Here is a 20757-nt window from a genome sequence, read left to right as displayed (position 1 = left end):
GGTCCCACCGATGCACACGTCCGCCAAAGAGTTGGCCGCCACCATTCCGTCGGCTTTCACGCTCGGAGTGGCCACGGCCGCTTTCCAGATCGAAGGCGCGCTCGACGAGGACGGCCGCGGACCGGCAGGCTGGGATGTCTTTGCTGCCAAGCCCGGCGCGATCGTGGACGGCCATAGCCCGGCCGTGTCGTGCGACCACTACCACCGGATGCCCGAGGACGTTGCCCTCATGAAGGAACTGGGCATCGACTCGTACAGGTTTTCCCTTTCGTGGCCGCGGATCCAGCCGGACGGCAGCGGACCGGTGAACCGTGCCGGGCTGGACTTTTACGACCGCTTGCTGGACGAGCTCCTGGCCAACGGGATCTCCCCGATGGTGACCCTCTACCACTGGGACACGCCCCTGCCCCTGGACGAGGCGGGCGGCTGGCTGAATAGGGATACGGCCTACCGGCTGGCGGAATTCGCAGCCATCGCCGCAGCCGCGTACGGGGACAGGGTGGCCCGCTGGGTGACCATCAACGAGCCCGCAACCGTCACCACCAACGGCTATGCGCTCGGCCTGCATTCGCCGGGCAAGGCGGAGTTCGCGAACGGGCTGCCCACCGTCCATCACCAGCTGCTGGGTCACGGGCTCGCGCTGCAGGTGCTGCGGGCGTCCAACGTGCCTGGCGAAATCGGCATGAGCAACGTCTACTCACCCATGGTGGCGCATTCCGGCAATCCGCTGGATTGGATGAGCGCCGGAGCAATGGATGTGGCCCAAAACCGCCTGTACGCGGACCCGGTCCTGACGGGAAGATACCCGGACCTCATCCGCGTCGGAAAGTTCTTTTCGTCTTTTGAGCATCCGGACGAGGACATGGCCATCATTTCCCAGCCGATGGACTTCTACGGGCTCAACTATTACATGCCCACGCGGGTGGCGGCCGGCGCCGGCGACAGCCCGGTGCCCGCGGCCATGGCGGAGGCCATTGGGGACGATCTCAGCGCCGCCGCGCCCGTCGCCCCGCTGCACATTGAGCCCTGGCCGGACACTGAGACCACCGCCTACGGCTGGCCGGTGAAGCCAAAGTACATGGCGGTCGCACTCAAGGAAATGGCGGACCGCTATCCGAACCTTCCGCCCGTCATCATTACCGAAGGCGGCGCGAGCTTCGAGGACATCATCGTGACGGACAAGTCGACCAACCGCAGGTTCATCCCGGACGAGCGGCGCCTGCGCTACCTGTCGGACCATCTGGGCACTGCACTCCAGGCCACCGCCCCGGGCGGCGTGGCGCAAAAGATCGACCTTCGCGGCTACTACGTATGGTCCCTGATGGACAATTTCGAGTGGTCCGGCGGCTACAAACAGCCGTTCGGGCTGGTGCACGTGGACTTCGAGACCTTGGAGCGGACGCCGAAGGCGTCCTACTACTGGCTCCAGGAACTCCTTGAAGAACGGAAGCTTGTGGCCGCGGCGGAAGCCGCCGTCGCCGCGGCCGTAGTGCCGGAATCGGTTCCGTCCGCCATTGCCGGCGCTGAGCCGGGCGGCGGGGATGCCGGAATGTCCGACGGCGGCGCGCCGCCGCGGGGGTTCTGACCGGCCGGCGATAGCGCCGTCAGATGAGCTGAAGCTCCTTGAGCTGCCGGGCCATGCCGGCGCCGTCAGGGGAGTAGATCCACGACACCGACGACGCGCTGTGGTCGCCGTCCTCGGAATGCCCGCCGGCAAGCACTGACTCGCTCACGGACAGCTGCCGGATGGCGATGGCCGCCACCTTGTCAGCGTGCTCCTGGGCGAACTCCGAGTAGATCTGCTCGTCGTGCTGGCCGTTGTCGCCGATCAGGAGCCAGCGCATGTGCGGAAATTCGGCGGAGAGGCGCTGAAGGTTCCCGAGTTTGTGGTCCTGGCCGCTGCGGAACCAGCGGTCCTGGGTGAGCCCCCAGTCGGTCAGCAGCAGGGCGCCGGACGGGTACATGTTGCGGTTGAGGAACCGGCCGAGGGTGGGCGCCGCGTTCCACGGGCCTGTGGAAAGGTAGATCACCGGCGCGTCGGGGTGCTCGACCGTCAGCCGGTCCAGCAGCACGGCCATTCCCGGGGTGGCCATCCTGGCGCGCTCGCTGAGCACAAACGTGTTCCACAGGGCAAGGAAGGGCCGCGGCAACGCCGTGACCATGACAGTGTCGTCGATGTCGGACACGATCCCGAAGTTGGTTTCGGGGCCAATGACAAAGATGCGGGCTTCGGCCGGCTCGGTGCCGTCCGAGCGGAGGACGGCGGTGTGCCAGCCCGGCTCGAGGGATACCTGGACATCAATGTCAATCAGTCCGCCCCGGTCAGCCGTGACCTTCGTGACCGTTCCGCCGATCTCAATCTCCACCTCGGAACGCGGGATGGGCACGCTCGTAAACGCCCGCCAGCCGCGCACGTTTTCATTGCCGTTCTGGGCGGCGTGCTCGGCGCGGCTGCCCGGCACCGGTTTGCTGGCCAGCACCACCCTGCCGAGGACGCGGACCCACTCCGTGGAGCCGTAGCCCTGGTAGGCAATCGTTTTGGGTTCAAACTTCCAGCGCCGTGCAAGTTTCAGGCGCGTGGCATTTATCGAGTCTGAAAGCCAATGGGCCAGGCGGAAGACGCGCTTGCCTGACAGGGATGTTTGGTGTGACGCCGTGTCCATTCCTTCACTCTGCCACAGGCCGGGGTCCGGCGGGTCGCAGTCCTGCTCTGTTACCTTCAGCCCCCGGGCGGGCGGCGCGGGCGCCGGCCCCGTCAGCCGTCCCCCAGTAGCCACCGCAGGGTCTCCGCGTTCCGCACGGCATTGCCGCCGCCGTCGTTGTTGAAATAGGCGTACACATCCTTGCCGGCGCCCCGCCACTCGCGGATCCTCTCAGCCCACCATCGCAGCTCGTCATCCGAGTACGATCCGCCGTACAGGTGCTGGTGGTCCGGACCGTGCAGCCTGACGTAAACGAAAGGGGCGGTGGCGCGCAGGATGCAGGGCAAGTTGGCGCCGCTCATGACGCAGTACGCGGCCTGATGCCGCTCCAGCAGGCCGTACACGTCGGGATGGTCCCAGCTGGGGTGCCGGAACTCCACCGCGACCCGGATCCACTCCGGCACCGCGGCCAGGAAGTAGGCAAGGCGGGCGTCGTCGCGCCCCAGATCCGGCGGCAACTGGACCAGCAGCACAGCGCGCTTGTCGCCAAGCTCATGCCAGCACCGCGTGATCCGCTCGATCCACACCTCCGGGCCGTAGAGCTTCTTGCCATGGGTCAGGCCGCGGGGCGCCTTGACGGACAGGGCGAATCCATCGGGCAGCCGGCGCCGCCAGCTGGCGAAGGACGTGTCCCGCGGCCAGCGGTAGAAACTCGCGTTCAGCTCCACGGTCCTGAACCGCGCCACATAGTGCTGCAGCCTGTCCCGGGCGGGAAGGCCCGGCGGGTACAGCACGTTTTCCCAGTGGTCATAGCTCCAGCCGGACGTGCCTATGTACACCGTCACCCGTGCCCCCGCTCTCAGTCCTTGGACGGTCGGCTCTTTACCTCAACTCAGGCTACACCGGGCTTCCCCTCGTGCCGCAGGAGCAGCTGTGGCACTGTAAGGGCATGGTACGCATCGAGGATTACGCGGTGGTAGGCGATCTGCACACTGCGGCCCTGATCAGCACTGAAGGATCCATAGACTGGCTTTGCCTGCCGCGCTTCGATTCGTCGGCGTGCTTCAACGCGCTCCTTGATACCCCCGAGTCGGGCCGGTGGATCCTGGCCCCCGAGGGCGGCGGTGAATGTACGCGCCGCCGCTACCGGCGCCACACGCTGATCCTGGAAACAGATTGGGAGACCGACGACGGAGCCGTGCGGGTCATCGACTTCATGCCCCCGCGTGACGAAGTGGCGGACATCGTGAGAATCGTGGTGGGTCTGCATGGCAAGGTCAGGATGAAGGGGCAGCTGGCCCTGCGTTTCGACTACGGCCACATCATGCCTTGGGTGCGCCGCGACAGCCACGGACTCCATGCCATCGCCGGGCCGGATTCCGCATACCTCGTGACGGAGGCGCCGCTTCGGGGCCAGCACATGCAGACTGTCAGCGAGTTCACCGTGAAGGCCGGCGAACGGGTGCCGTTCGTGCTGACCTGGGCGCCGAGCCACGTCCACCGGCCCCGGACCGTGGACGCCGAGAAGGTGCTGGAGTCCACCGAGAAATTCTGGCGGGAATGGGCCGGGCAGTGCAAGGTGACCGGCCCTTACAAGGACGCCGTGGAGCGGTCGCTGATCACGCTCAAGGCCCTCACCTACGCTCCCACCGGGGGCATCGTCGCGGCCGTGACCACATCACTCCCGGAGCAGCTGGGCGGCCCGCGGAACTGGGATTACCGCTTCTGCTGGCTCCGCGACGCGACCCTGACGCTGCAGGCTTTGCTTGCCGCCGGCTACACGGCGGAAGCGGCTGCCTGGCGGGACTGGCTGCTGCGCGCCGTTGCGGGGGATCCGGCCGACCTGCAGATCATGTACGGCATCCACGGCGAACGCCGGCTTCCCGAGATGGAGATCCCCTGGCTCGCGGGGTACGAGGGCTCGTCGCCGGTCCGCATCGGCAACGGCGCTGCGGGCCAGCTGCAGCTGGATGTCTGGGGGGAGGTGCTGGACTGCCTGTCACTCACGCGCAACTCCCTGTTAAAGCACACGGACGAAGCCTGGGATGTCCAGGTGGCGCTGATGGAATACTTGGAAGGCGCGTGGGACCAGCCGGATAACGGGCTGTGGGAAATGCGCGGGCCGCGGCGCCACTTCACCCACTCGAAGATCATGGCCTGGGTTGCGGCGGACAGGATGGTACGGGGCGTCCGGGATTCAGGCCTTCCCGGGCCCGCCGACCGCTGGGAGGTCCTGCGGGACACCATCCGCGAGGACGTGATGACGCACGGCTTCGACGCGGAACGGAACACCTTCACCCAGTCCTACGACCGCCCCGAGCTGGATGCCAGCCTGCTGCTCATTCCGCGCGTGGGTTTCCTGCCGCCGGATGATCCCCGCGTCATCGGCACCATCGACGCCATCCTGCGGGAGCTCACCGAGGACGGGTTCGTGCTCCGGTACCGGCCCCAGGAAAGCGACGACGGCCTCCCCGGTGACGAAGGCGTTTTCCTCGCCTGTTCGTTCTGGCTCGTGGAAGCGCTGCTCGGTGCCGGCCGCCGGCGCCAGGCCACCGAGCTCTTCGAGCGGCTGCTGGCGCTCCGCAACGACGTCGGCCTGCTGAGTGAGGAATGGGGTGTCAAGAGTGCGCGGCACCTGGGAAACACACCCCAGGCCTTCAGCCACTTCGCGCTCGTGACGACCGCCCTGGAACTTCATGAGCAGCGGGCCAGGCGGAGTGACCGGCCCCTGGCGTCCAGGGCTGGCCGGGCCTGAGGCCGCCCTGATTTTGCCTCTTATTTTGGGAGCGTCGGTAAGTATACTTACTAATATTCGCCGTGCAGTAGATCAGCGTGTGATAGAGGAGGAAGGCGCAATGGCTGGATATTTCGAACTGGTGGACGCTCCCGACGGAGGCTACAGGATCCGGTTGCTCGACGGATCGGGAGCGCTGATGGCGGTCTCTGTCACCTTTCCCACCAAGCGCGCCGCCGTGGCCGGCGTGGCGCGCGCCCGTGAGATTGCCGGCATGGGCCTGGTCCGCGACCACTGCAAAGACGCAGTAAAGCGGCCCGCGGTCCACACCACCAAGCCCGCACGGAAGGCGGCAGCGGCAGGCGCGCCCCGCACGCCCGCCCTGCAGACGCCGCGCTCGCCGGCCGGGCACTGAGGCCGCGGAGGGATGCCGAGCCATAAGGCTGAAGGGCGGTGCAGCAAGGGAGTCCTGTTCGACGTGGACGGGACTCTCGTTGACTCCTCCTACATCCACACGATCGCCTGGTGGCAGGCGTTCCGCCAGGCCGGCTTTGACGTGCCCATGGCCCGGATCCACCGCTGCGTGGGAATGGGCGGGCCGCGGCTGGTGGACCACCTGCTGCCGGAGGAGCGCGACAAGGCCCGCGACGACGCCGTCCTGTCGGCCCACTCAGGGATTTTCGGTACGTACTGGCCGTCCCTTCGCGCGTTCGACGGAGCCCGGAATCTGCTGGCCCAGTGCTATGAGAGCGGGCTGGCCGTGGCGCTGGCCTCCTCCGCGAAGGATGAGGACCTCAAAGCCCTCCGATCCACGCTCGCCGCCGATTCCTTCATCCATGCGGCCACGAGCGCCAGCCATGCCACGGAAAGCAAACCCGCGCCGGACATACTGGTGGCGGCGCTCCGCGCGGTGGGCCTCGCGGCGGCCGATGTTGTCTACGTGGGGGATGCCGTGTGGGACGTGCTGGCCGCCAACAAGCTCGGCATCCCCACCATCGGGGTCACATGTGGCGGCACGAGCGAGGCTGAACTCCGCGCGGCCGGCGCCGTCGAGGTCTACGAAGGTCCCGGCGAGCTCCTGGACAGCCTCCGGGACAGCGCCATCGGACGGCTGCTGGGACGCTAGGCCCCGGTTTCAGATCCCGGCCCCGCCCGACGGTGGCCACCCTCCGTAAACGCACCGCCTGCCGGTTCGTCGGCGTAGTCGCCCTTGTTCCATGACACCGAAACCGCCAGTGAGCCGTCGTCGTTCCTGACCACTTCGGTGACGACCTCAGGAACTGCCGCCCCCATGGCCAGAATCTTGGCGCGGTAGGTGGTCACCAGCTCCTCAAGGCTGGATTCCGTCCATTCGCCGGGCCGCATCCGGGTCGAAATCTCCACGGGCTCGGGCTGGTGCAGCGTCATGATTGGGCCTTTCCTCGGGGGCGGGGACAGTTCATACGCTAGGAGCGTTCCGCTGCCGAAACAAGAGAAAAAGCAAGGTGGCTTATCTTTGGCATGCCGGGCGGCTACGCGCCGGCGTCCACAACGCAGAAGCGGTTTCCGTCCGGGTCTTCCAGGACGACGAAGTCGGGGTCGTCCGGGTAGAGGTCCCAGTCCACGCGGGAAGCTCCGAGTTCCACGAGCCGTTCCACTTCACCGGGCTGGTCATCGGCGTAGAGATCCAGGTGCATGCGCGGGTGCGCCTGCACGGGCGTCTCACTGAGCATGAGGGCGAGCCGGGCGCCCTCGCCTCTTTGCGGAACCAGCACCACCCACGTCTCGTCGCCTTCCTCCCGGGGGACGTACCCCAGGGCATCACACCAGAACGCGGTGGCGCGGGCGACGTCGTTGACACCGAGGACAGTTGTTCCGATCGTCAGCATGCCTTCATGCTTCCGCGCGTCCAGTCCCGATGCAAGGGTTGGCGGCCGGGCCGGCCCTAGCACCAGTCGTTCAGCAGTTGCTGGGCCAGATCAGCCATCTCGGGCACCAGCGGGTGGAGAAAGGCCACGAACGGCGACGGCGGATAGGTCATCGCCATGGAGATCTGCCGCTTTCCGTCGGCGCTGGTCATCGAGACCATCCCGTAGCCCTGCACGTCGCCGATGTTGCCGTAGTAGAAGTCGTTGGTGCAGGTGTCGTTCCACCGAGACATCCCGAGTTTGAAGTCGGAGTAAACCGCTTCTTTCATCTGTGCAAGGGTGGAGGGCTTCAGGAGCTTTCCCTGCAGCAGTGCCGAATAGTAAGTGTTGGCATCCCGGACGGTGGAAACCATGCCGCCCGGCGCGTCGATGTACACCCGGGGATTGGCGACGTCGAACCGTTTGTCCTCGACGGTGAGGTAGCCGTGGAGAAGATCCTCTTTCGGAGGTCCTCCGTTGGTGATGAACGTACCTGTGAGCCCCAGCGGTTCGATGATGTCTGACCGCAGAACCTCGGCGAATGGATGTCCCCTGAGCTGTTCTATGACCAGGGCGAGGGCGACGAAGTTCGATCCGGAAGGCTCGAAGGGCTGGGCGAGTCTGTACTCCCAGGGCAGGCGGGCGGCGAACGCCAACCGGTCCCGCAAGGTGAAGGGCGTATCGAAGACCTGGCGGAGCGGGGCGGATGTCCACAGTTCGCCGCTGTAGTCCGGGATGCCCGACTCCTGGTCCAGCAGCTGGCGCACTGTCACCGGCCCGGGAGGTTTCATGATGCGGACGAAGTCCGGAAAATAGCTCTGAACCGGCGCGTCGAGCTCCAGCTTCCCTTCCTCCGCGAGCTTCAGCACGGAAACGGCGATCATGGACGTCGTGAGCCCGCCCATGTGGACCGGATCGGACAGCTGCACCGGCTGCCGCTCCTCGAGGGTCCTGATACCCTCGGCGTGAGTCCACTCCACGCTGTTGTTCTTTGCCTGAACGAGGACGGCCGGAGCGCCCTCCTCCCGCATTGTCTGGCTGAAATCGAGCAGGTCTGCGTATATCCAGCTTGGCGGTGTCTGGTGGTCGGGCGGCTCGGGCGCCGGGGTGCAGCCGCCAAGGGCGACGGCCAGCATGGCTGCAACCGCAGCTGCAGCGCACCGCAGAAGGGAGCCCGGAAGCCGGAGCCCTGGCATGGCATCAGGATACTGCGCCAAGCGGCGGGAACCGCAGCGGGTTCGTCGGAAACGCGAAATCGCCGGAAGCCTGCTGTGTTCAGGAAGGAACCAGCAGGCTTCCGGCGATCTCGGCGGCGCAGGTACGGCAGGACGGGCCTGCGGCAGGGCTAGGTCAGGCGGATCTGCCGGTTGACGTCCTTGTACAGCAGGTAGCGGAAGTTGCCCGGGCCGCCGGCGTAGCAGGCCTGCGGGCAGAAGGCGCGGAGCCACATGAAGTCGCCGGCCTCCACTTCAACCCAGTCGTCGTTGAGCCGGTAGACGGCCTTGCCTTCGAGGACGAAAAGGCCGTGCTCCATGACGTGGGTCTCGGCGAACGGGATGGACGCGCCGGGCTGGAAGGTGACGATGTTGACGTGCATGTCGTGCGCCATGTCGTCCGGGTCCACGAACCGGGTGGTGGCCCAGGCGCCGTTGGTTCCGGGCATCGGCCGCGGCTCCACATCCTGGTCGCGGGTCACGAAGGACTTTGCGGTGAAGCCTTCCAGCGGCTCGTAGGCTTTGCGGACCCACTGGAAGCTGGCGATGTCGTCGGAGTCGTTCTTGACGGACCAGTCGGCGCCGGCAGCGAGGTAGGCGTAGCCGCCCTCTTCGAGGTGGTGGATTTCGCCGTCGAGGCTCAGGTCCAGCTTGCCCTTGGTGAGGAAGACGACGCCTTCGACGCCGGCCTCTGCTTCGGGCTTCCGGGATCCGCCGCCGGGTGCCACCTCAACAATGAGCTGGGAGAACGTGGTGGCGAAGCCGGCGATGGGCCGGGCGATGATCCAGGCGCGGGTGTTGGTCCAGCCGGGAAGGTTGCTGGTGACGATGTCCCGCAGCACGCCCTTGGGGATGACCGTGTAGGCCTCCTTGACCACGGCCCGGTCCGTGAGGAGCTGCGTCTGCGGCGGCAGGCCGCCTTCGGGGTAGAAATAGTTGCTCATGAATGGGCTCCTTGGGAGTTGGAGATGCGGGACAGGCCGGACTCGGCAAGTGAGGACTCGGCCAGGGAGGACTGGGCCAGCCTTGGGTGGGCCAGCCCGGTGAGTTGGGGGACCCCCACGCCGGCAAGCGCCTGGACGTCTTCGGCGCCCACGGCGCCGCACTGGACGCCGCGCAGCACGAATGCGGCCAGCGCCCGGGCGGTGGCGGGCTCGTCCATGACCCCGCCTTCGGTGCGGTCCACGTAGTTGCGCAGCCGGGCCGCCGCGGCCGGCAGCCCTTGGCGGTAGAACGCGTAGGTCGCCGCGAAACGGCTGGGCAACTGGGCCGGGTGCAGGTCCCAGCCCTGGTAGTAGCCCCGCTCCAGCGAGCGGCGAACCAGCCGCCCGTGCAGTTTCCAGGCATCCTCCACGGCGTCGCCCACCGGAATGATGTTGGTGGAACCGTCCGAAAGGCGGATGCCCGTACCAGCCACAGCCAGCTGCATGACTTCCTTGGCGAAGTCGGCCACGGGATGCTCCATGGACTGGTACTCGGCCGAGATCTGCAGCGAGGCGCTGTAGTCGTACGTGCCGTAGTGCAGGCCGCTGATCCTGCCTGGGACAGCGTGCGCAAGCTGCGCCACCGGTGACGTGCCGTCCGGGCCCAGGATGAGCTGCGGCGTCTCCACCTGCACCTCGAACCGCAGCCGGCCCGCCGGAAACGAGTGCGCTTCCTCCAGTCGGGAGACGGCGAAGTCCATGGCCCTGACCTGCGCCACGGTGGTGACCTTGGGCAGGGTGAGGATCAGGCCCTGCGGCAGCTCGCCCGCGGCGGCCAGGCCGGAGACGAACAGGTCCAGCGTTCGCAGGCCGCGGGCACGGGTGGCCGCCTCAAAGCACTTGAAACGGATGCCGATGAACGGGGGCGCTGTGCCGGCCGCAACTGCGGCGGCCACGGCGGAAGCCGCAGCAACAGCGGCGGCGTCCTCGGCGTCGTCGCCCCTATCCCCGAACCCGTCCTCGAAGTCAAGGCGCAGGTCCTCGATCGGTTCGCTTTCCAGCTTCGCTTGGACACGTGACGCAACCGCCTCGGCGAGTTCTGCGTCCTGGCCCAGCAGGTGGCCCAGCCGGTCGAGGCCGCCGTGGGCGTCCGCCGTCGCGAGCGCCTGGGCGCCCCATTCAGAGGCGAGCGACGGCGTGAAACGGTCCGCGGGGACGTAGACGGTGTGGACGGGCTGGCGGGAGCCGTCGTCGCCGGGGTAGTTCTGCTCCAGCAGCTGGTCAGTTGGGGCCAGCTGGGCGTCGATCTGCGCAAGATCGTTGGGGCTGAGGGAACCTGAGGGTACCGCCATGCCTCAGCCCACCAGTTCGTAGGCCGGGGTGGTGAGGAAGTCCGTGTAGTCCTCGGAAAGGCAGATGTCCGCGATCAGGGTGCTGGCCGGCTGGTAGTAGCGTTGGAACGCTACTTCGCCCACCTCGCCGCGCAGCTTCTCGGTCTCCTCGGCCAGGATCTTCGTGACCAGTTCGCGCGTCACCGTGTTGCCGGTGTCGGCGAGGACCACCTCGTTGCGGATCTGCTGCCACACCTGCGAGCGGGAGATCTCGGCCGTGGCGGCGTCCTCCATCAGGTTGTGGATGGCCACCGCACCGTTGCCAGAGATCCATACGGCCGTGTAGGCGACCGCGACGTACAGGTTCAGGCGCAGGCCCGCTTCCGTGACCTGGCCGTCGGCGGAGGCGATGTCCAGCAGCTGGCCCGCGGTCACGGAAACTTCCGGGCGCTGCTTGTCCAGCTGGTTGGGACGGTCCCCGAGGACCGAGTCGAACACTTCCTTGCAGACCGGGACGAGGTCCGGGTGCGCCACCCAGGAGCCGTCGAAGCCGTCGTTCGCTTCGCGGGTCTTGTCCGCTCGGACCTTCTCGAAGGCCTGTGCGGTGACTTCGGGCTCGCGCCGGTTCGGGATGACCGCGGCCATGCCGCCCATCGCGAAGGCGCCGCGGTGGTGGCAGGTCTTGACCAGCAGTTCCGTGTAGGCACGCATGAAGGGCGCGGTCATGGCCACCGTGGCCCGGTCCGGCAGCACAAAGCTGGCGCCGGCGTCGCGGAAGTACTTGATGATGCTGAACAGGTAGTCCCAGCGGCCGGCGTTCAGCCCGGAGGCGTGGTCGCGGATTTCGTAGAGGATCTCGTCCATCTCGAAGGCAGCCGGGATGGTCTCGATCAGCACGGTGGCGCGGATGGTGCCCTGGTTGATGCCCAGGAAGTCCTGCGCGAACACGAAGACCTCGTTCCAGAGGCGGGCCTCGAGGTGGCTTTCCATCTTGGGCAGGTAGTAGTACGGGCCCTGGCCGTTCAGCACCAGCTGCTTGGCGATGTGGAAGAAGTGCAGGCCGAAGTCCACCAGGGCACCCATGGCGGGTGCGCCGTCGATCAGCAGGTGCCGTTCCTCCATGTGCCAGCCGCGGGGGCGGGCCACCACCACGGCCAGCGGGGCGTCGGTACGGAGCCGGTACTCCTTGCCCTCGGGGGAGGTGTAGCTCAGTGTTCCCGTGGCGGCGTCGCGGAGGTTCAGGATGGCGTCGATGACGTTGGCCCACGTGGGGGTGCTCGCGTCCTCGAGGTCCGCGAGCCACACCTTGGCGCCGGAGTTCAGCGCGTTGATGGCCATCTTCGCCGGGGAGGCGGGGCCCGTCATCTCAACCCGGCGGTCCCGCAGGGCCGCCGGCGCCGGCGCGACCTTCCAGTCGCCGTCGCGCACGTCCTGGGTGTCCGGCAGGAAATCCAGGCTGCCGGTCCGGGCCACATGCTCGCGCTTGGCGGCCCGGGCCTTGAGGAGGTCCGAGCGGGTGCCGGCGAAGCGCTTGTGGAGTTCCTCCACGAAGGCCAGCGCCTTAGGGGTGAGGATCTCCTCCGCGCGCTCGATCGGCCGGGGGTCTGTGACTGTGATAGCCATTGTGGGTCCTTTCCAGGGCTGCGAAATCAGGCGTTGGCGAAGGCTGCTGCTGTGTTTGCGGCTGCAGATGCTGCTGCTTCCATTGTGTCCCCCGATGCCGCCGGTGACGTGCGGACGCCGGCTGCGGCCTGGGCTGCGGCGGCGACTGCTGCTGCGACGTCCGCGGCCACGTGGGGGTCGAAGACGCTGGGGATAATGTAGCTTGCGTTGAGCTCGTCGTCAGCAACGCGGTTGGCAATGGCCTCGGCCGCGGCCACCAGCATCTCGGGCGTGATGTCCGACGCCCCGGCGTCCAGGAGCCCGCGGAAGAATCCCGGGAAGGCCAGCACGTTGTTGATCTGGTTCGGGAAGTCGCTGCGGCCCGTGGCCACGACGGCGGCATGCTTGGACGCGACGGCGGGATCGATCTCCGGCGTCGGGTTGGCCATGGCGAAAACAATCGCGTCCTTGGCCATCGAGGCAACCTGCTCCTCGCCGATCACGTGCGGGGCGCTGACGCCGATGAACACGTCGGCGCCCTTGAGTGCCTCGTGCAGGGTTCCGGAGAAGCCCTCCTCATTGGTGTTGGCGGCAATCCAGCTGCGGTGCTCGTCGTTGTACTGCTCGCCGGAGTGGATGGCGCCGGAGCGGCCGGCGGCCACGATGTGCCGCGCGCCCTGGGCCTTGAGCAGCTGGATGATGGCCGAACCCGCCGCGCCCACGCCGGAGACCACGATCCGGACCTCGTCGAGCTTCTTGCCCACGACGCGGAGCGCGTTGACGAGGGCTGCCAGGGTGACGATTGCGGTGCCGTGCTGGTCGTCGTGGAACACGGGGATGTCCAGCTCCTCGCGGAGCCGGTTCTCAATCTCGAAGCAGCGCGGGGCCGCAATGTCCTCGAGGTTCACGCCGCCGTACACGGGGGCGATGGCCTTGACGATCTTGATGATTTCTTCGGTGTCCTGGGTGTCCAGGCAGACCGGCCAGGCGTCCACGTTGGCGAACTGCTTGAACAGGGCGGCCTTGCCCTCCATGACCGGAAGCGCCGCGGCCGGGCCGATGTTGCCCAGGCCCAGGACGGCCGAGCCGTCGGTGACCACGGCGATGGTGTTCCGCTTGACCGTCAGGTTCCGGGCGGCGTCGGGGTTCTCCGCGATGGCAAGGCAGACGCGCGCGACGCCGGGAGTGTAGGCGCGGGAGAGGTCGTCACGGTTGCGCAGGGCCACCTTGGGGACGACCTCGAGCTTGCCGCCCAGGTGCATGAGGAAGGTGCGGTCCGAGACGTTCCGGACCGTGACGCCGTCGAGCGCGTTGAGGGCGTCCTTCACGCGGTTGGCGTGGTCGTCGTCGGTGGTGTTGCAGGTGACGTCAACAACGAGTGTTTCGTGGTGCGACTCGGTGACGTCCAATGCGGTGATGGCCGCGCCGGCTGCGCCCACGGCGGCGGCGAGTTCGCTGGTGGCGGAGAAGCTGGACGGCGCTTCCACGCGCAAGGTGATCGAATTTCCGGGGCTCGGGTTCGCCATTGAATGTCCTCCTGTTTGGGCCCATCGCTGGGCTGGTTCATTCCGATGAATGTTTTCGTATTATGGATATTATTATCTACTTTATGGAAACACAAGCCCCCGGGGGCGCATCGACGCCGGCGTTGCGGTGCTGTATCTTTGGCTTTCTAAGCAGTTCTTTTCACGATGCGGATAAGAGTTGTCGGAACCGAGCAAGCAGGAGATTGCTACATGGCTGAAAAAGCCCCCGGAGGCGTGCAGTCGGTTGAGCGCGTCTTTGAACTTTTGGAACTGATCACCGACGCCGGCGGCGACGTCACGCTCAGTGAACTCTCCTCCTCGACGGATCTGCCCCTGCCGACGATCCACCGGCTCCTGCGCACCCTGGTCACGCTGGGCTACATCCGCCAGCTGCCCAACCGCCGCTACGCACTCGGCCCGCGGCTGATCCGGCTCGGCGAAGGCGCCAACAAGCAGCTCGGCGCCCTAGCGCGGCCGCAGCTGAAGTCCCTCGTGGACCGGCTGGGCGAGACCTCCAACATGGCCGTGCTCGACTCGGACATGGTGATCTACGTGGCCCAGGTGCCGTCGCTGCACTCCATGCGCATGTTCACCGAGGTGGGCCGCCGCGCGCACACCCATGACACCGGCGTGGGCAAGGCCATCCTGGCGCAGCTGGACGACGAGGTGGTCCGCGGGATCGTCACCCGGACGGGAATGCCCACGCCCACGCCCAAGAGCATCGGCGACTTCGATTCCCTTATTGCGGACCTGAACCGCATCCGCGAGCGCGGCTACTCCATTGACGAGGAGGAGCAGGAGCTCGGAGTCCGCTGCTTCGCCATGGCCGTGCCCAACGCCCCGACGCCGACGGCCATCTCGGTGTCCGGGCCGGTGTCCCGCGTGGACCAGTCCTTCGCCGACCGTGCCGTGCCGCTGCTCCGCGAAGCAGCCCAGGCGATCTCGGACGAGCTCAACCAGAACTGATCGCTCCGCCGTCGTTCTTCCCGCGCGAACTGGCAGCTAACGCCCTCAAACGCGGGTTTTGAGGGCATTAGCTGCCAGTTCGCGCTCAGGTTTCCCGTGCCTTCGAGCGCGAACGCGCTTGGCTTGCAGGTGGCCTGGTCTGGAGTCCGACGACGGCGGGTGCTAGACCAGTGTTCCGTCGCTGACGGTGCCGATCTCCTCGCCGGTGGGTTCGAGCGAGATCATCGGGGTCTTGCGCTCCAGGGCCCAGAAGGCGAAGTAGCCGAGAGCGCATCCGAGGAACCAGCTGTAGTTCCCTATCCACGTGGCGTTCACGGAGGTGGCGCCGGTGTCGAGCAGGATCTTGGGGATCAGCACAGAAGCGATGGAGACTGCTCCGCTGATGGCCACGGCCTTGACGGCGTTCGGATTGTAGCCGTTCCGGAACCAGTACCGGCCGGTGGCTTTCAGCGTGTACATGTCATCCACCCACACCTTCTGGCGACTGACCACGTAGTACCCGGCGATCAGGATGCCGAACAGAGGCCCGATCAACGCGCCCAGGACGCCTAGCGTGTAGTGGATGGCATCGTTGTTGGAGTACCAGTTCCACGGGGTCAGGATGACAGAGCCGACGGCGGCAATCATGCCGCCTGCCCGCCAGCTGATTTTCTGCGGGCTGACGTTGGAGAAGTCGAACGCCGGTGAGATGAAGTTGGCGACGATGTTGATGCCCACGGTGGCGATGACGAAGGTGAGTCCGCCGAGCAGTACGGCGAACACCGTGTCGATTTCCTGGACGGTCTTGACCGGGTCCGTGATGAGGCGGCCGAAAACCGGGATGGTCGCGGAAGCGGTGATGACGGTCAGGAGCGAGAAGAACAGGAAGTTCACCGGCAGCCCCAGGAAGTTGCCCTTCTTGACCGCCTGGTAGCTCTTGCCGTAGCGAGCGAAGTCACCGAAGTTGAGCATCGGGCCGGAGAAGTAGGACACCACCAGGGCGATTGCGGAGATCATCACGGGGATGGAGGCCGCGAAGTCCAGGGGTTCACCGCTGGACAGGCTCAGGCTGATGTTGCCGATGCCGGCCTGCGAGACCAGGTAGATGGCCAGGACCAGCATCACCACGTAGACGGCGGGGCCGGCGAAGTCGATGAACTTGCGGATGCTCTCCATGCCGTTCCAGAAGAGCGCGGCCTGGGCCACCCAGAGGATGCCGTAGCAGATCCAGCCGAGTGCGGAGAGCCCCAGGAAGCCGTTCTGCTCGACGTCGTACAGCGGTGCCATGCTGGGGAAGAACTTCAGGAAGACGATCACCAGCGCCTCCGACGCAAGGAAGGTCTGGACGCCGTACCAGGCCACTGCGATCAACCCGCGGATAATGGCCGGAATGTTGGCGCCCTTGACGCCGAAGACTGCCCGGTTGATGACGGGGTACGGGACGCCGGTGAGCTGGCTGGGCTTGGCCACGAGATTGCAGAAGACGTTGACGATCACGATGCCGACCAGCAGGGCTACCAGGACCTGCCAGCTGGCCAGGCCGAGCGCAAAGAGGCTTCCTGCGGTGACATAGCCGCCGATGCTGTGGACGTCTGACATCCAGAAGGCGAACAGGTTGTAGCTGGTCCAGCGCTGGTTCTGCAGCGGTACGAGGTCCTCGTTGCTGAGCTGGGGATCGTAATCGGGGAGCTGGCCGGCGCGGGCGGTCGTTTCAACCCGGGCTGCGGCCATTGCGGACTCTGTCATGGATTCCTCTGAAAGATTAGGACAGCCGCCGGTCCGGCCGTTTCACGCTTTCAATTAGATGGAACCAATGTTTCAAGGCTGTTTCTGCAGGAACAAATCCTCTTTACTTCTGTTCGTTGCCTTACTTCGTGCCGGTCTCTCAGCGAGCCTCGATCTCGCCCAGCGAGTCGAACAGGCCCGCGACCGCCCGCACCCGCTCGCGGCCGGCACGTCCCAGCACCACGAGCACACCGTTCGCCAGGACACTGACCAGGCTCATCGCCGCCGCGTAGCTGTCAAAGGCGTGCGCGCCGTCCACCGGGCACTCGAGCCAATTGGTGGCGTCGGCAGCCAGTCGGCGGGCGCTCGGGTCCCCGATCAGAATGGTCGCCGCCCCAGTGGCCGAAGCTGCCTGGAGGACTTTGCGGAACTCAGCGGGCCGCCGTCGGAAGCCGAAGAGGACCACCGCGTCCCCGGATCCCAGCCCGGCGAGCTCTTCGCCAAGGCTCTGCCCCGGCTGCGGTGCTACTGCCACGCCCTTGCGGCACTGGAGCAGTTGCTGCCGTAAATGCAGGGCCACCGGATAGCTGTTGCGGAAGCCGAGCAACAGCACGGTTCCGGCGCTCGCGAGCGTGCTGCTGGCCGCCGACAGCTTGTCCTCGTCGAAGGATTCCGCCAGGCGGCGCAGGTTTTCCTGTTCCTGCCCCAGATGGGCGGCCAGGCCGCCGTCGGACGACTGCGGACCGAGAGGCATGCCGCCGGAACGGATGGACCGCGTGTGTTCTTTGACCTCGTTGAAATCCTCGAAGCCGAGCCGCCGGAACAGCCGGCTCATGGTTGCCTTGGAGACGCCGCTGAGCCTTGCGAGTTCGGCGGCGTTGTAGGTAGCGAGATCGCCGAGGCGGTCAAGGAGGGTATCGGCAGCTTTCTGTTCCTGGGGGCTGAGCTCCGCATAGTGCCGTTCGATTCGTTCGTCGATCCTCATGAAACAACCGTCTCACGCGGGCCGCATCCGCGACATCAGGCGGCGGAGCGATGGAAGAGCGCGAACGAACACTTGAGGCCCTTGGAAACAGGGCCTCAAGTGTTCGTTCGCGCGTGCTGGGGTGTGGCTTAGTGCTCCGACGTTGTGGAGGACTGGACCGGGACTTCGTTGCCGTCGCAGTCGATCAGCTTGCCGCCCTCGTAGCGGTCGCCGTCGGCCAGGCACTTCAGATCCTCCTCACGGACCACGCGCCCCGTTCCGGCCACGAACACCGACTGGTTCTCCGAGTTGCCGGCCTTGAGGTGGTTGAACAGGAGGTTCAGCAGGATGGCCATGACCGCGGCCGAGCTGATGCCCGAGTGGAAGATGGTGCCGAACCAGGAGGGGAACTGGTCGTAGAACGCCGGGGCGGCGATGGGAATCATGCCGAAGCCGATGGACGCCGCCACGATGATCAGGTTCATGTTGTTCTTGTACTCCACTTTGGCAAGCGTCCGGATGCCGCTGGCGGCAACCGTTCCAAAGAGTACGACGCCGGCGCCGCCCAGGACGGGAGTCGGCACCGCTGCGACCACCCGGCCAAGCACCGGCAGCAGGCCAAGGACGACGAGGATCAGGCCGCCGGCGCTGACCACGAACCGGCTCTTGACGCCCGTGATGGCCACTAGTCCCACGTTCTGGGCGAACGCGCTCTGGGTGAAGGAGTTGAACAGCGGGGAGATGGCGCTGGAGAGCATGTCCGCCCGCAGGCCGTCGCCGATCCGCTTGGAGTCCACCTTGGTGCCCACGATCTCGCCCACGGCAATGATGTCCGCTGAGGTCTCCGTGAGGGTCACCAGGATGACGATCAGCATGGAGACGATCGCGGCGATCTCGAACGTGGGGGCGCCGAACGCGAATGGCGTCGGGAAGGCCACGATTTCGCCCTGGCCCACCTTGGAGAAATCAGCCATTCCGAAGGCGACGGCGATCACCGTGCCCAACACCATGGCCAGCAGGATGGAGAGCCGGGAGATCGCGGCACTGCCGACCTTGCTGAGCAGGAGGACGATCGCCATGGTCGCCGCGGCCAGGCCGATGTTGGCCACGCTGCCATAGTTCGGCGCCTTGCTGTTGCCGCCCATGGCCCAGTTGGCCGCGACCGGCATCAGTGTCAGGCCGATGGTGGTGATCACCGTGCCCGTGACCACAGGCGGGAAGAATCGGATGATCTTGGAAAACAGCGGCGTGATCAGCAGCCCGATCAGCGAAGCCGCGATGACCGAGCCAAAGACCGCCTGGATGCCTCCGCCGCCGTGGACGATCGCCACCATGGTGGAAACGCCCGCAAAGGAGACGCCCTGGACGAGGGGCAGCTGGGATCCGAAGAATCGGATGCCGACGGTCTGGAGGATCGTGGCCAGGCCGCCGACGAACAGGCAGGCGGCGATCAGCAGGCCGATGTCCTGCGAGGACATGCCGGCGGCCGCACCGATGATCAGCGGCGGGGCAATGATGCCCCCGTACATGGTGAGAACGTGCTGGAACCCGTAGGCGAAGGTGCTGCCGATGGGCAGTTTCTGGTCTTCGGGGCGGGCTGCCGCTGGGCGGACTTTCTTCTTCGTGTTCATGGCAGACTTTCTTGGTTCATGGCAGACGCCTTCGTCTGGCTAACAATGTCTGGCTAACAGTGTGAAAACTTGGGGCCGGACCGGGCCGGCGGGGCATCCGCGCCCGGTGCGCTTTCCCGTGCGGGAAAGAGAGACTCCGGGCGCGGCACCTAGGCTAATTAGCAGAAACCGGCGATGCCGGACCAGGCGACCTCTGCCGGCGCGGCATCGTCACGCTGGACTGTGGCCTCGATTAGGCCGTACGGGCGGTCGGCGGCGAAGAAGACCTCGTTGGGGTTGTCGAGGCCGAACGGCGAGAGGTCAACCAGGAAGTGGTGCTTGTTGGGCATCGAGAACCTGATCTCCTCGATCTCGTTGTGCGCCTCGAGGACCTTGGTGCCCATGTCGAAAAGCGTCTGCTGCAGGGCATGCGAGTACTTCTCGGTAAAGCCTTCGAGCAGGAGCGCCTTGACGTCCTCGTAGTTCTTGTTGAAGTCCAGCGAGTTGAAGTCGGTTCCTGCCTTGAAGCGCCAGCGGGCGGAAACGTCGGTGGCGAGGATCCGGTCCGTGGTCTCCGGCAGCGTGGTGTATTTGTCCTTCGGGTAGCCAACGAAACCGGACTGCGTGGATTTCAGCACGGTCAGGTCCTTGAGCCCCGAGATGAGGTGGGTGGCGGCGCCGTCGCGGACCAGGACCGCGGTGCGGACCTCCTGGCCGCTGCGCACGAAGGAGTGGTCGTGCGCGCTGCCGTGGGCCTGGATGCGGTCCCAGCGGTAGGACTCTGCTTCCCAGCGTCCGCCGGTGACCCACTCGAAGCTGGACGTGAAGTGCTCGCCGAGGCGCAGCAGGAAGGCTTCGGGTGAGCCGATCCCGTCGCGGGCGAAAGCGTAGATGGTGTTCTTCTGCGTATCCGTGGCCACGACGTGGGCGTTGTCGCCTTCGAGGTGCGCCGCGGCGAAGTCCCCGCGGAGCTGCGAGGTGACGTTCAGGTCTTCGATCTCGTGGCGATCGGTGTCCCGGGTGATCTTGACGACGCGGACTTCGGCTTTGCCGTACTGGTTGTTGCCGAGGACGATGTTGTTGCTCATGGTCAGTTCCCAACTTCCGTAAGTGGAATCAAAGTTCCACAGTGAAATTAAGCGCGTGTTTCCCACGCGTTTCTTGTCCCGTCGACCCAACAAAAAATGAGCCGACATCAGTTGATGTCAGCTCATTACGACCCTGCCTGCTGCTCCCAGGTTACGTGACATGTGCCACGAATTGCCTTCCAGCGTAGCGCAGCCATGCCGTGGTGTACATCACAATTCGAAAAATCCGCTTATGACCGGCGGCCCCTCCCGGCGAGTGCGCCCCTTGCCCGCGGGGTGTTGACCGTCGCGGCCGCGGCCACTACAATTTTTCCACATAACAATAAACATTTTCCGGATCGTGAAATCAGTCCGAAGCTTAGCACCAACAGAGGAACGAGGAGGAACAGATGGACTCGCAGGATAAGAACAACGTCGCGGAATTCCCGGCGCCCGGCCAGGAGCTGTACCTGCCGTTCGGCGCCACGGATCCGGACTTCTACATCCCGGCCGACTGCGACCGCCAGGCCCGCGGCTTCTCCCGCTGGCTGCGGGCGCTCCCGGTGTTCGGCCGGCAACGTCCGTAGA

At 66.2% G+C, this 20757-nt stretch carries 19 protein-coding genes; 6 read left to right on the top strand and 13 right to left on the bottom strand.

The window, feature by feature from the left end; all coding sequences use genetic code 11:
* Window positions 1-10 precede the first annotated feature (10 nt).
* The gene (locus J7I89_RS10660; RefSeq protein ID WP_214969823.1) at window positions 11-1585 is read left to right on the top strand and encodes a GH1 family beta-glucosidase; all 1575 of its coding nucleotides are present in this window, start codon (window positions 11-13) and stop codon (window positions 1583-1585) included.
* A gap of 19 nt (window positions 1586-1604) precedes the next feature.
* Here the strand turns inward: J7I89_RS10660 and J7I89_RS10655 are convergent, their stop codons facing one another.
* Window positions 1605-2663: an App1 family protein gene (locus J7I89_RS10655; RefSeq protein WP_214969821.1), complete on the bottom strand. Its 1059-nt coding sequence runs from the start codon at window positions 2661-2663 to the stop codon at window positions 1605-1607.
* A 92-nt stretch (window positions 2664-2755) separates the two neighbouring features.
* The gene (locus tag J7I89_RS10650) at window positions 2756-3487 is read right to left on the bottom strand and encodes a DUF72 domain-containing protein (protein ID WP_214969819.1); all 732 of its coding nucleotides are present in this window, start codon (window positions 3485-3487) and stop codon (window positions 2756-2758) included.
* Between the two features lie 104 nt (window positions 3488-3591).
* Between J7I89_RS10650 and J7I89_RS10645 the strand changes: the two genes are divergently transcribed.
* From J7I89_RS10645 to J7I89_RS10635, 3 genes are all read left to right on the top strand, one after another.
* On the top strand, window positions 3592-5397 hold the full coding sequence (locus J7I89_RS10645) for a glycoside hydrolase family 15 protein (RefSeq protein WP_214970010.1): 1806 nt from the start codon (window positions 3592-3594) through the stop codon (window positions 5395-5397).
* A gap of 100 nt (window positions 5398-5497) precedes the next feature.
* Window positions 5498-5791 carry a hypothetical protein gene (locus tag J7I89_RS25130; RefSeq protein ID WP_251045160.1) on the top strand — a complete coding sequence of 98 codons (294 nt, stop codon included), beginning with the start codon at window positions 5498-5500 and terminating at the stop codon, window positions 5789-5791.
* A gap of 12 nt (window positions 5792-5803) precedes the next feature.
* Window positions 5804-6502, top strand: a complete 699-nt coding sequence (locus tag J7I89_RS10635; protein WP_214969817.1) for an HAD family hydrolase — start codon at window positions 5804-5806, stop codon at window positions 6500-6502.
* On the opposite strand, the gene J7I89_RS10630 is transcribed toward J7I89_RS10635, so the two are convergent.
* The 7 genes from J7I89_RS10630 to J7I89_RS10600 all read right to left on the bottom strand — a co-directional run bounded on the left by J7I89_RS10630 (window position 6499) and on the right by J7I89_RS10600 (window position 13858).
* The gene (locus J7I89_RS10630) at window positions 6499-6783 is read right to left on the bottom strand and encodes a hypothetical protein (protein WP_214969815.1); all 285 of its coding nucleotides are present in this window, start codon (window positions 6781-6783) and stop codon (window positions 6499-6501) included. The genes J7I89_RS10635 and J7I89_RS10630 overlap by 4 nt on opposite strands.
* Before the next feature lie 104 nt (window positions 6784-6887).
* Window positions 6888-7244, bottom strand: a complete 357-nt coding sequence (locus J7I89_RS10625) for a VOC family protein (RefSeq protein ID WP_214969813.1) — start codon at window positions 7242-7244, stop codon at window positions 6888-6890.
* Between the two features lie 56 nt (window positions 7245-7300).
* Window positions 7301-8458, bottom strand: coding sequence for a serine hydrolase (locus J7I89_RS10620; protein WP_214969810.1), 1158 nt, complete (start codon window positions 8456-8458; stop codon window positions 7301-7303).
* A 149-nt stretch (window positions 8459-8607) separates the two neighbouring features.
* Window positions 8608-9420, bottom strand: a complete 813-nt coding sequence (locus J7I89_RS10615) for a bifunctional allantoicase/(S)-ureidoglycine aminohydrolase (RefSeq protein WP_214969808.1) — start codon at window positions 9418-9420, stop codon at window positions 8608-8610.
* Window positions 9417-10751, bottom strand: coding sequence for an aldolase (locus tag J7I89_RS10610; RefSeq protein WP_214969806.1), 1335 nt, complete (start codon window positions 10749-10751; stop codon window positions 9417-9419). The genes J7I89_RS10615 and J7I89_RS10610 overlap by 4 nt, the downstream gene beginning before the upstream one ends.
* A 3-nt stretch (window positions 10752-10754) precedes the next feature.
* Window positions 10755-12353 carry a malate synthase A gene (gene aceB / locus J7I89_RS10605; RefSeq protein WP_214969804.1) on the bottom strand — a complete coding sequence of 533 codons (1599 nt, stop codon included), beginning with the start codon at window positions 12351-12353 and terminating at the stop codon, window positions 10755-10757.
* 26 nt (window positions 12354-12379) lie between these two features.
* Entirely contained in the window at window positions 12380-13858 is a 1479-nt protein-coding gene (locus tag J7I89_RS10600) for an NAD-dependent malic enzyme (RefSeq protein WP_214969802.1), read from the bottom strand.
* 210 nt (window positions 13859-14068) lie between these two features.
* Between J7I89_RS10600 and J7I89_RS10595 the strand changes: the two genes are divergently transcribed.
* A complete protein-coding gene (locus J7I89_RS10595; RefSeq protein WP_056622701.1) occupies window positions 14069-14824 on the top strand; it encodes an IclR family transcriptional regulator in 756 nt (251 codons plus the stop codon).
* A gap of 162 nt (window positions 14825-14986) precedes the next feature.
* Here J7I89_RS10595 and J7I89_RS10590 read toward each other — a convergent pair whose 3' ends face one another.
* The 4 genes from J7I89_RS10590 to pucL form a co-directional block, all read right to left on the bottom strand.
* Window positions 14987-16549, bottom strand: coding sequence for an NCS1 family nucleobase:cation symporter-1 (locus J7I89_RS10590; RefSeq protein ID WP_214969800.1), 1563 nt, complete (start codon window positions 16547-16549; stop codon window positions 14987-14989).
* Window positions 16550-16688: 139 nt separating this feature from the next.
* Window positions 16689-17513: a MurR/RpiR family transcriptional regulator gene (locus J7I89_RS10585; RefSeq protein WP_214969798.1), complete on the bottom strand. Its 825-nt coding sequence runs from the start codon at window positions 17511-17513 to the stop codon at window positions 16689-16691.
* Between the two features lie 128 nt (window positions 17514-17641).
* A complete protein-coding gene (locus tag J7I89_RS10580) occupies window positions 17642-19123 on the bottom strand; it encodes a nucleobase:cation symporter-2 family protein (RefSeq protein WP_214969796.1) in 1482 nt (493 codons plus the stop codon).
* Between the two features lie 158 nt (window positions 19124-19281).
* Window positions 19282-20190, bottom strand: a complete 909-nt coding sequence (gene pucL, locus J7I89_RS10575) for a factor-independent urate hydroxylase (RefSeq protein ID WP_214969794.1) — start codon at window positions 20188-20190, stop codon at window positions 19282-19284.
* A 389-nt stretch (window positions 20191-20579) separates the two neighbouring features.
* On the opposite strand from pucL, the gene J7I89_RS10570 reads away from it, so the two are divergent.
* Entirely contained in the window at window positions 20580-20756 is a 177-nt protein-coding gene (locus tag J7I89_RS10570) for a hypothetical protein (RefSeq protein ID WP_181038646.1), read from the top strand.
* The last annotated feature ends 1 nt before the right edge of the window (window position 20757 follow it).

Source organism: Arthrobacter sp. ISL-5 (genome assembly GCF_018613835.1).
Taxonomy (GTDB): domain Bacteria; phylum Actinomycetota; class Actinomycetes; order Actinomycetales; family Micrococcaceae; genus Arthrobacter.
This window is presented reverse-complemented; position numbering and strand designations above follow the sequence as displayed.

What these genes read in the sequence shown, in the direction of transcription:
- J7I89_RS10660 (WP_214969823.1), top strand. Translation starts at nt 11, where the DNA reads ATGCACACGTCCGCCAAAGAGTTGGCCGCCACCATTCCGTCGGCTTTC.
- J7I89_RS10655 (WP_214969821.1), bottom strand. Translation starts at nt 2,663, where the DNA reads ATGGACACGGCGTCACACCAAACATCCCTGTCAGGCAAGCGCGTCTTC.
- J7I89_RS10645 (WP_214970010.1), top strand. Translation starts at nt 3,592, where the DNA reads ATGGTACGCATCGAGGATTACGCGGTGGTAGGCGATCTGCACACTGCG.
- J7I89_RS25130 (WP_251045160.1), top strand. Translation starts at nt 5,498, where the DNA reads ATGGCTGGATATTTCGAACTGGTGGACGCTCCCGACGGAGGCTACAGG.
- J7I89_RS10635 (WP_214969817.1), top strand. Translation starts at nt 5,804, where the DNA reads ATGCCGAGCCATAAGGCTGAAGGGCGGTGCAGCAAGGGAGTCCTGTTC.
- J7I89_RS10630 (WP_214969815.1), bottom strand. Translation starts at nt 6,783, where the DNA reads ATGACGCTGCACCAGCCCGAGCCCGTGGAGATTTCGACCCGGATGCGG.
- J7I89_RS10625 (WP_214969813.1), bottom strand. Translation starts at nt 7,244, where the DNA reads ATGCTGACGATCGGAACAACTGTCCTCGGTGTCAACGACGTCGCCCGC.
- J7I89_RS10620 (WP_214969810.1), bottom strand. Translation starts at nt 8,458, where the DNA reads ATGCCAGGGCTCCGGCTTCCGGGCTCCCTTCTGCGGTGCGCTGCAGCT.
- J7I89_RS10615 (WP_214969808.1), bottom strand. Translation starts at nt 9,420, where the DNA reads ATGAGCAACTATTTCTACCCCGAAGGCGGCCTGCCGCCGCAGACGCAG.
- J7I89_RS10610 (WP_214969806.1), bottom strand. Translation starts at nt 10,751, where the DNA reads ATGGCGGTACCCTCAGGTTCCCTCAGCCCCAACGATCTTGCGCAGATC.
- aceB (WP_214969804.1), bottom strand. Translation starts at nt 12,353, where the DNA reads ATGGCTATCACAGTCACAGACCCCCGGCCGATCGAGCGCGCGGAGGAG.
- J7I89_RS10600 (WP_214969802.1), bottom strand. Translation starts at nt 13,858, where the DNA reads ATGGCGAACCCGAGCCCCGGAAATTCGATCACCTTGCGCGTGGAAGCG.
- J7I89_RS10595 (WP_056622701.1), top strand. Translation starts at nt 14,069, where the DNA reads ATGGCTGAAAAAGCCCCCGGAGGCGTGCAGTCGGTTGAGCGCGTCTTT.
- J7I89_RS10590 (WP_214969800.1), bottom strand. Translation starts at nt 16,549, where the DNA reads ATGACAGAGTCCGCAATGGCCGCAGCCCGGGTTGAAACGACCGCCCGC.
- J7I89_RS10585 (WP_214969798.1), bottom strand. Translation starts at nt 17,513, where the DNA reads ATGAGGATCGACGAACGAATCGAACGGCACTATGCGGAGCTCAGCCCC.
- J7I89_RS10580 (WP_214969796.1), bottom strand. Translation starts at nt 19,123, where the DNA reads ATGAACACGAAGAAGAAAGTCCGCCCAGCGGCAGCCCGCCCCGAAGAC.
- pucL (WP_214969794.1), bottom strand. Translation starts at nt 20,190, where the DNA reads ATGAGCAACAACATCGTCCTCGGCAACAACCAGTACGGCAAAGCCGAA.
- J7I89_RS10570 (WP_181038646.1), top strand. Translation starts at nt 20,580, where the DNA reads ATGGACTCGCAGGATAAGAACAACGTCGCGGAATTCCCGGCGCCCGGC.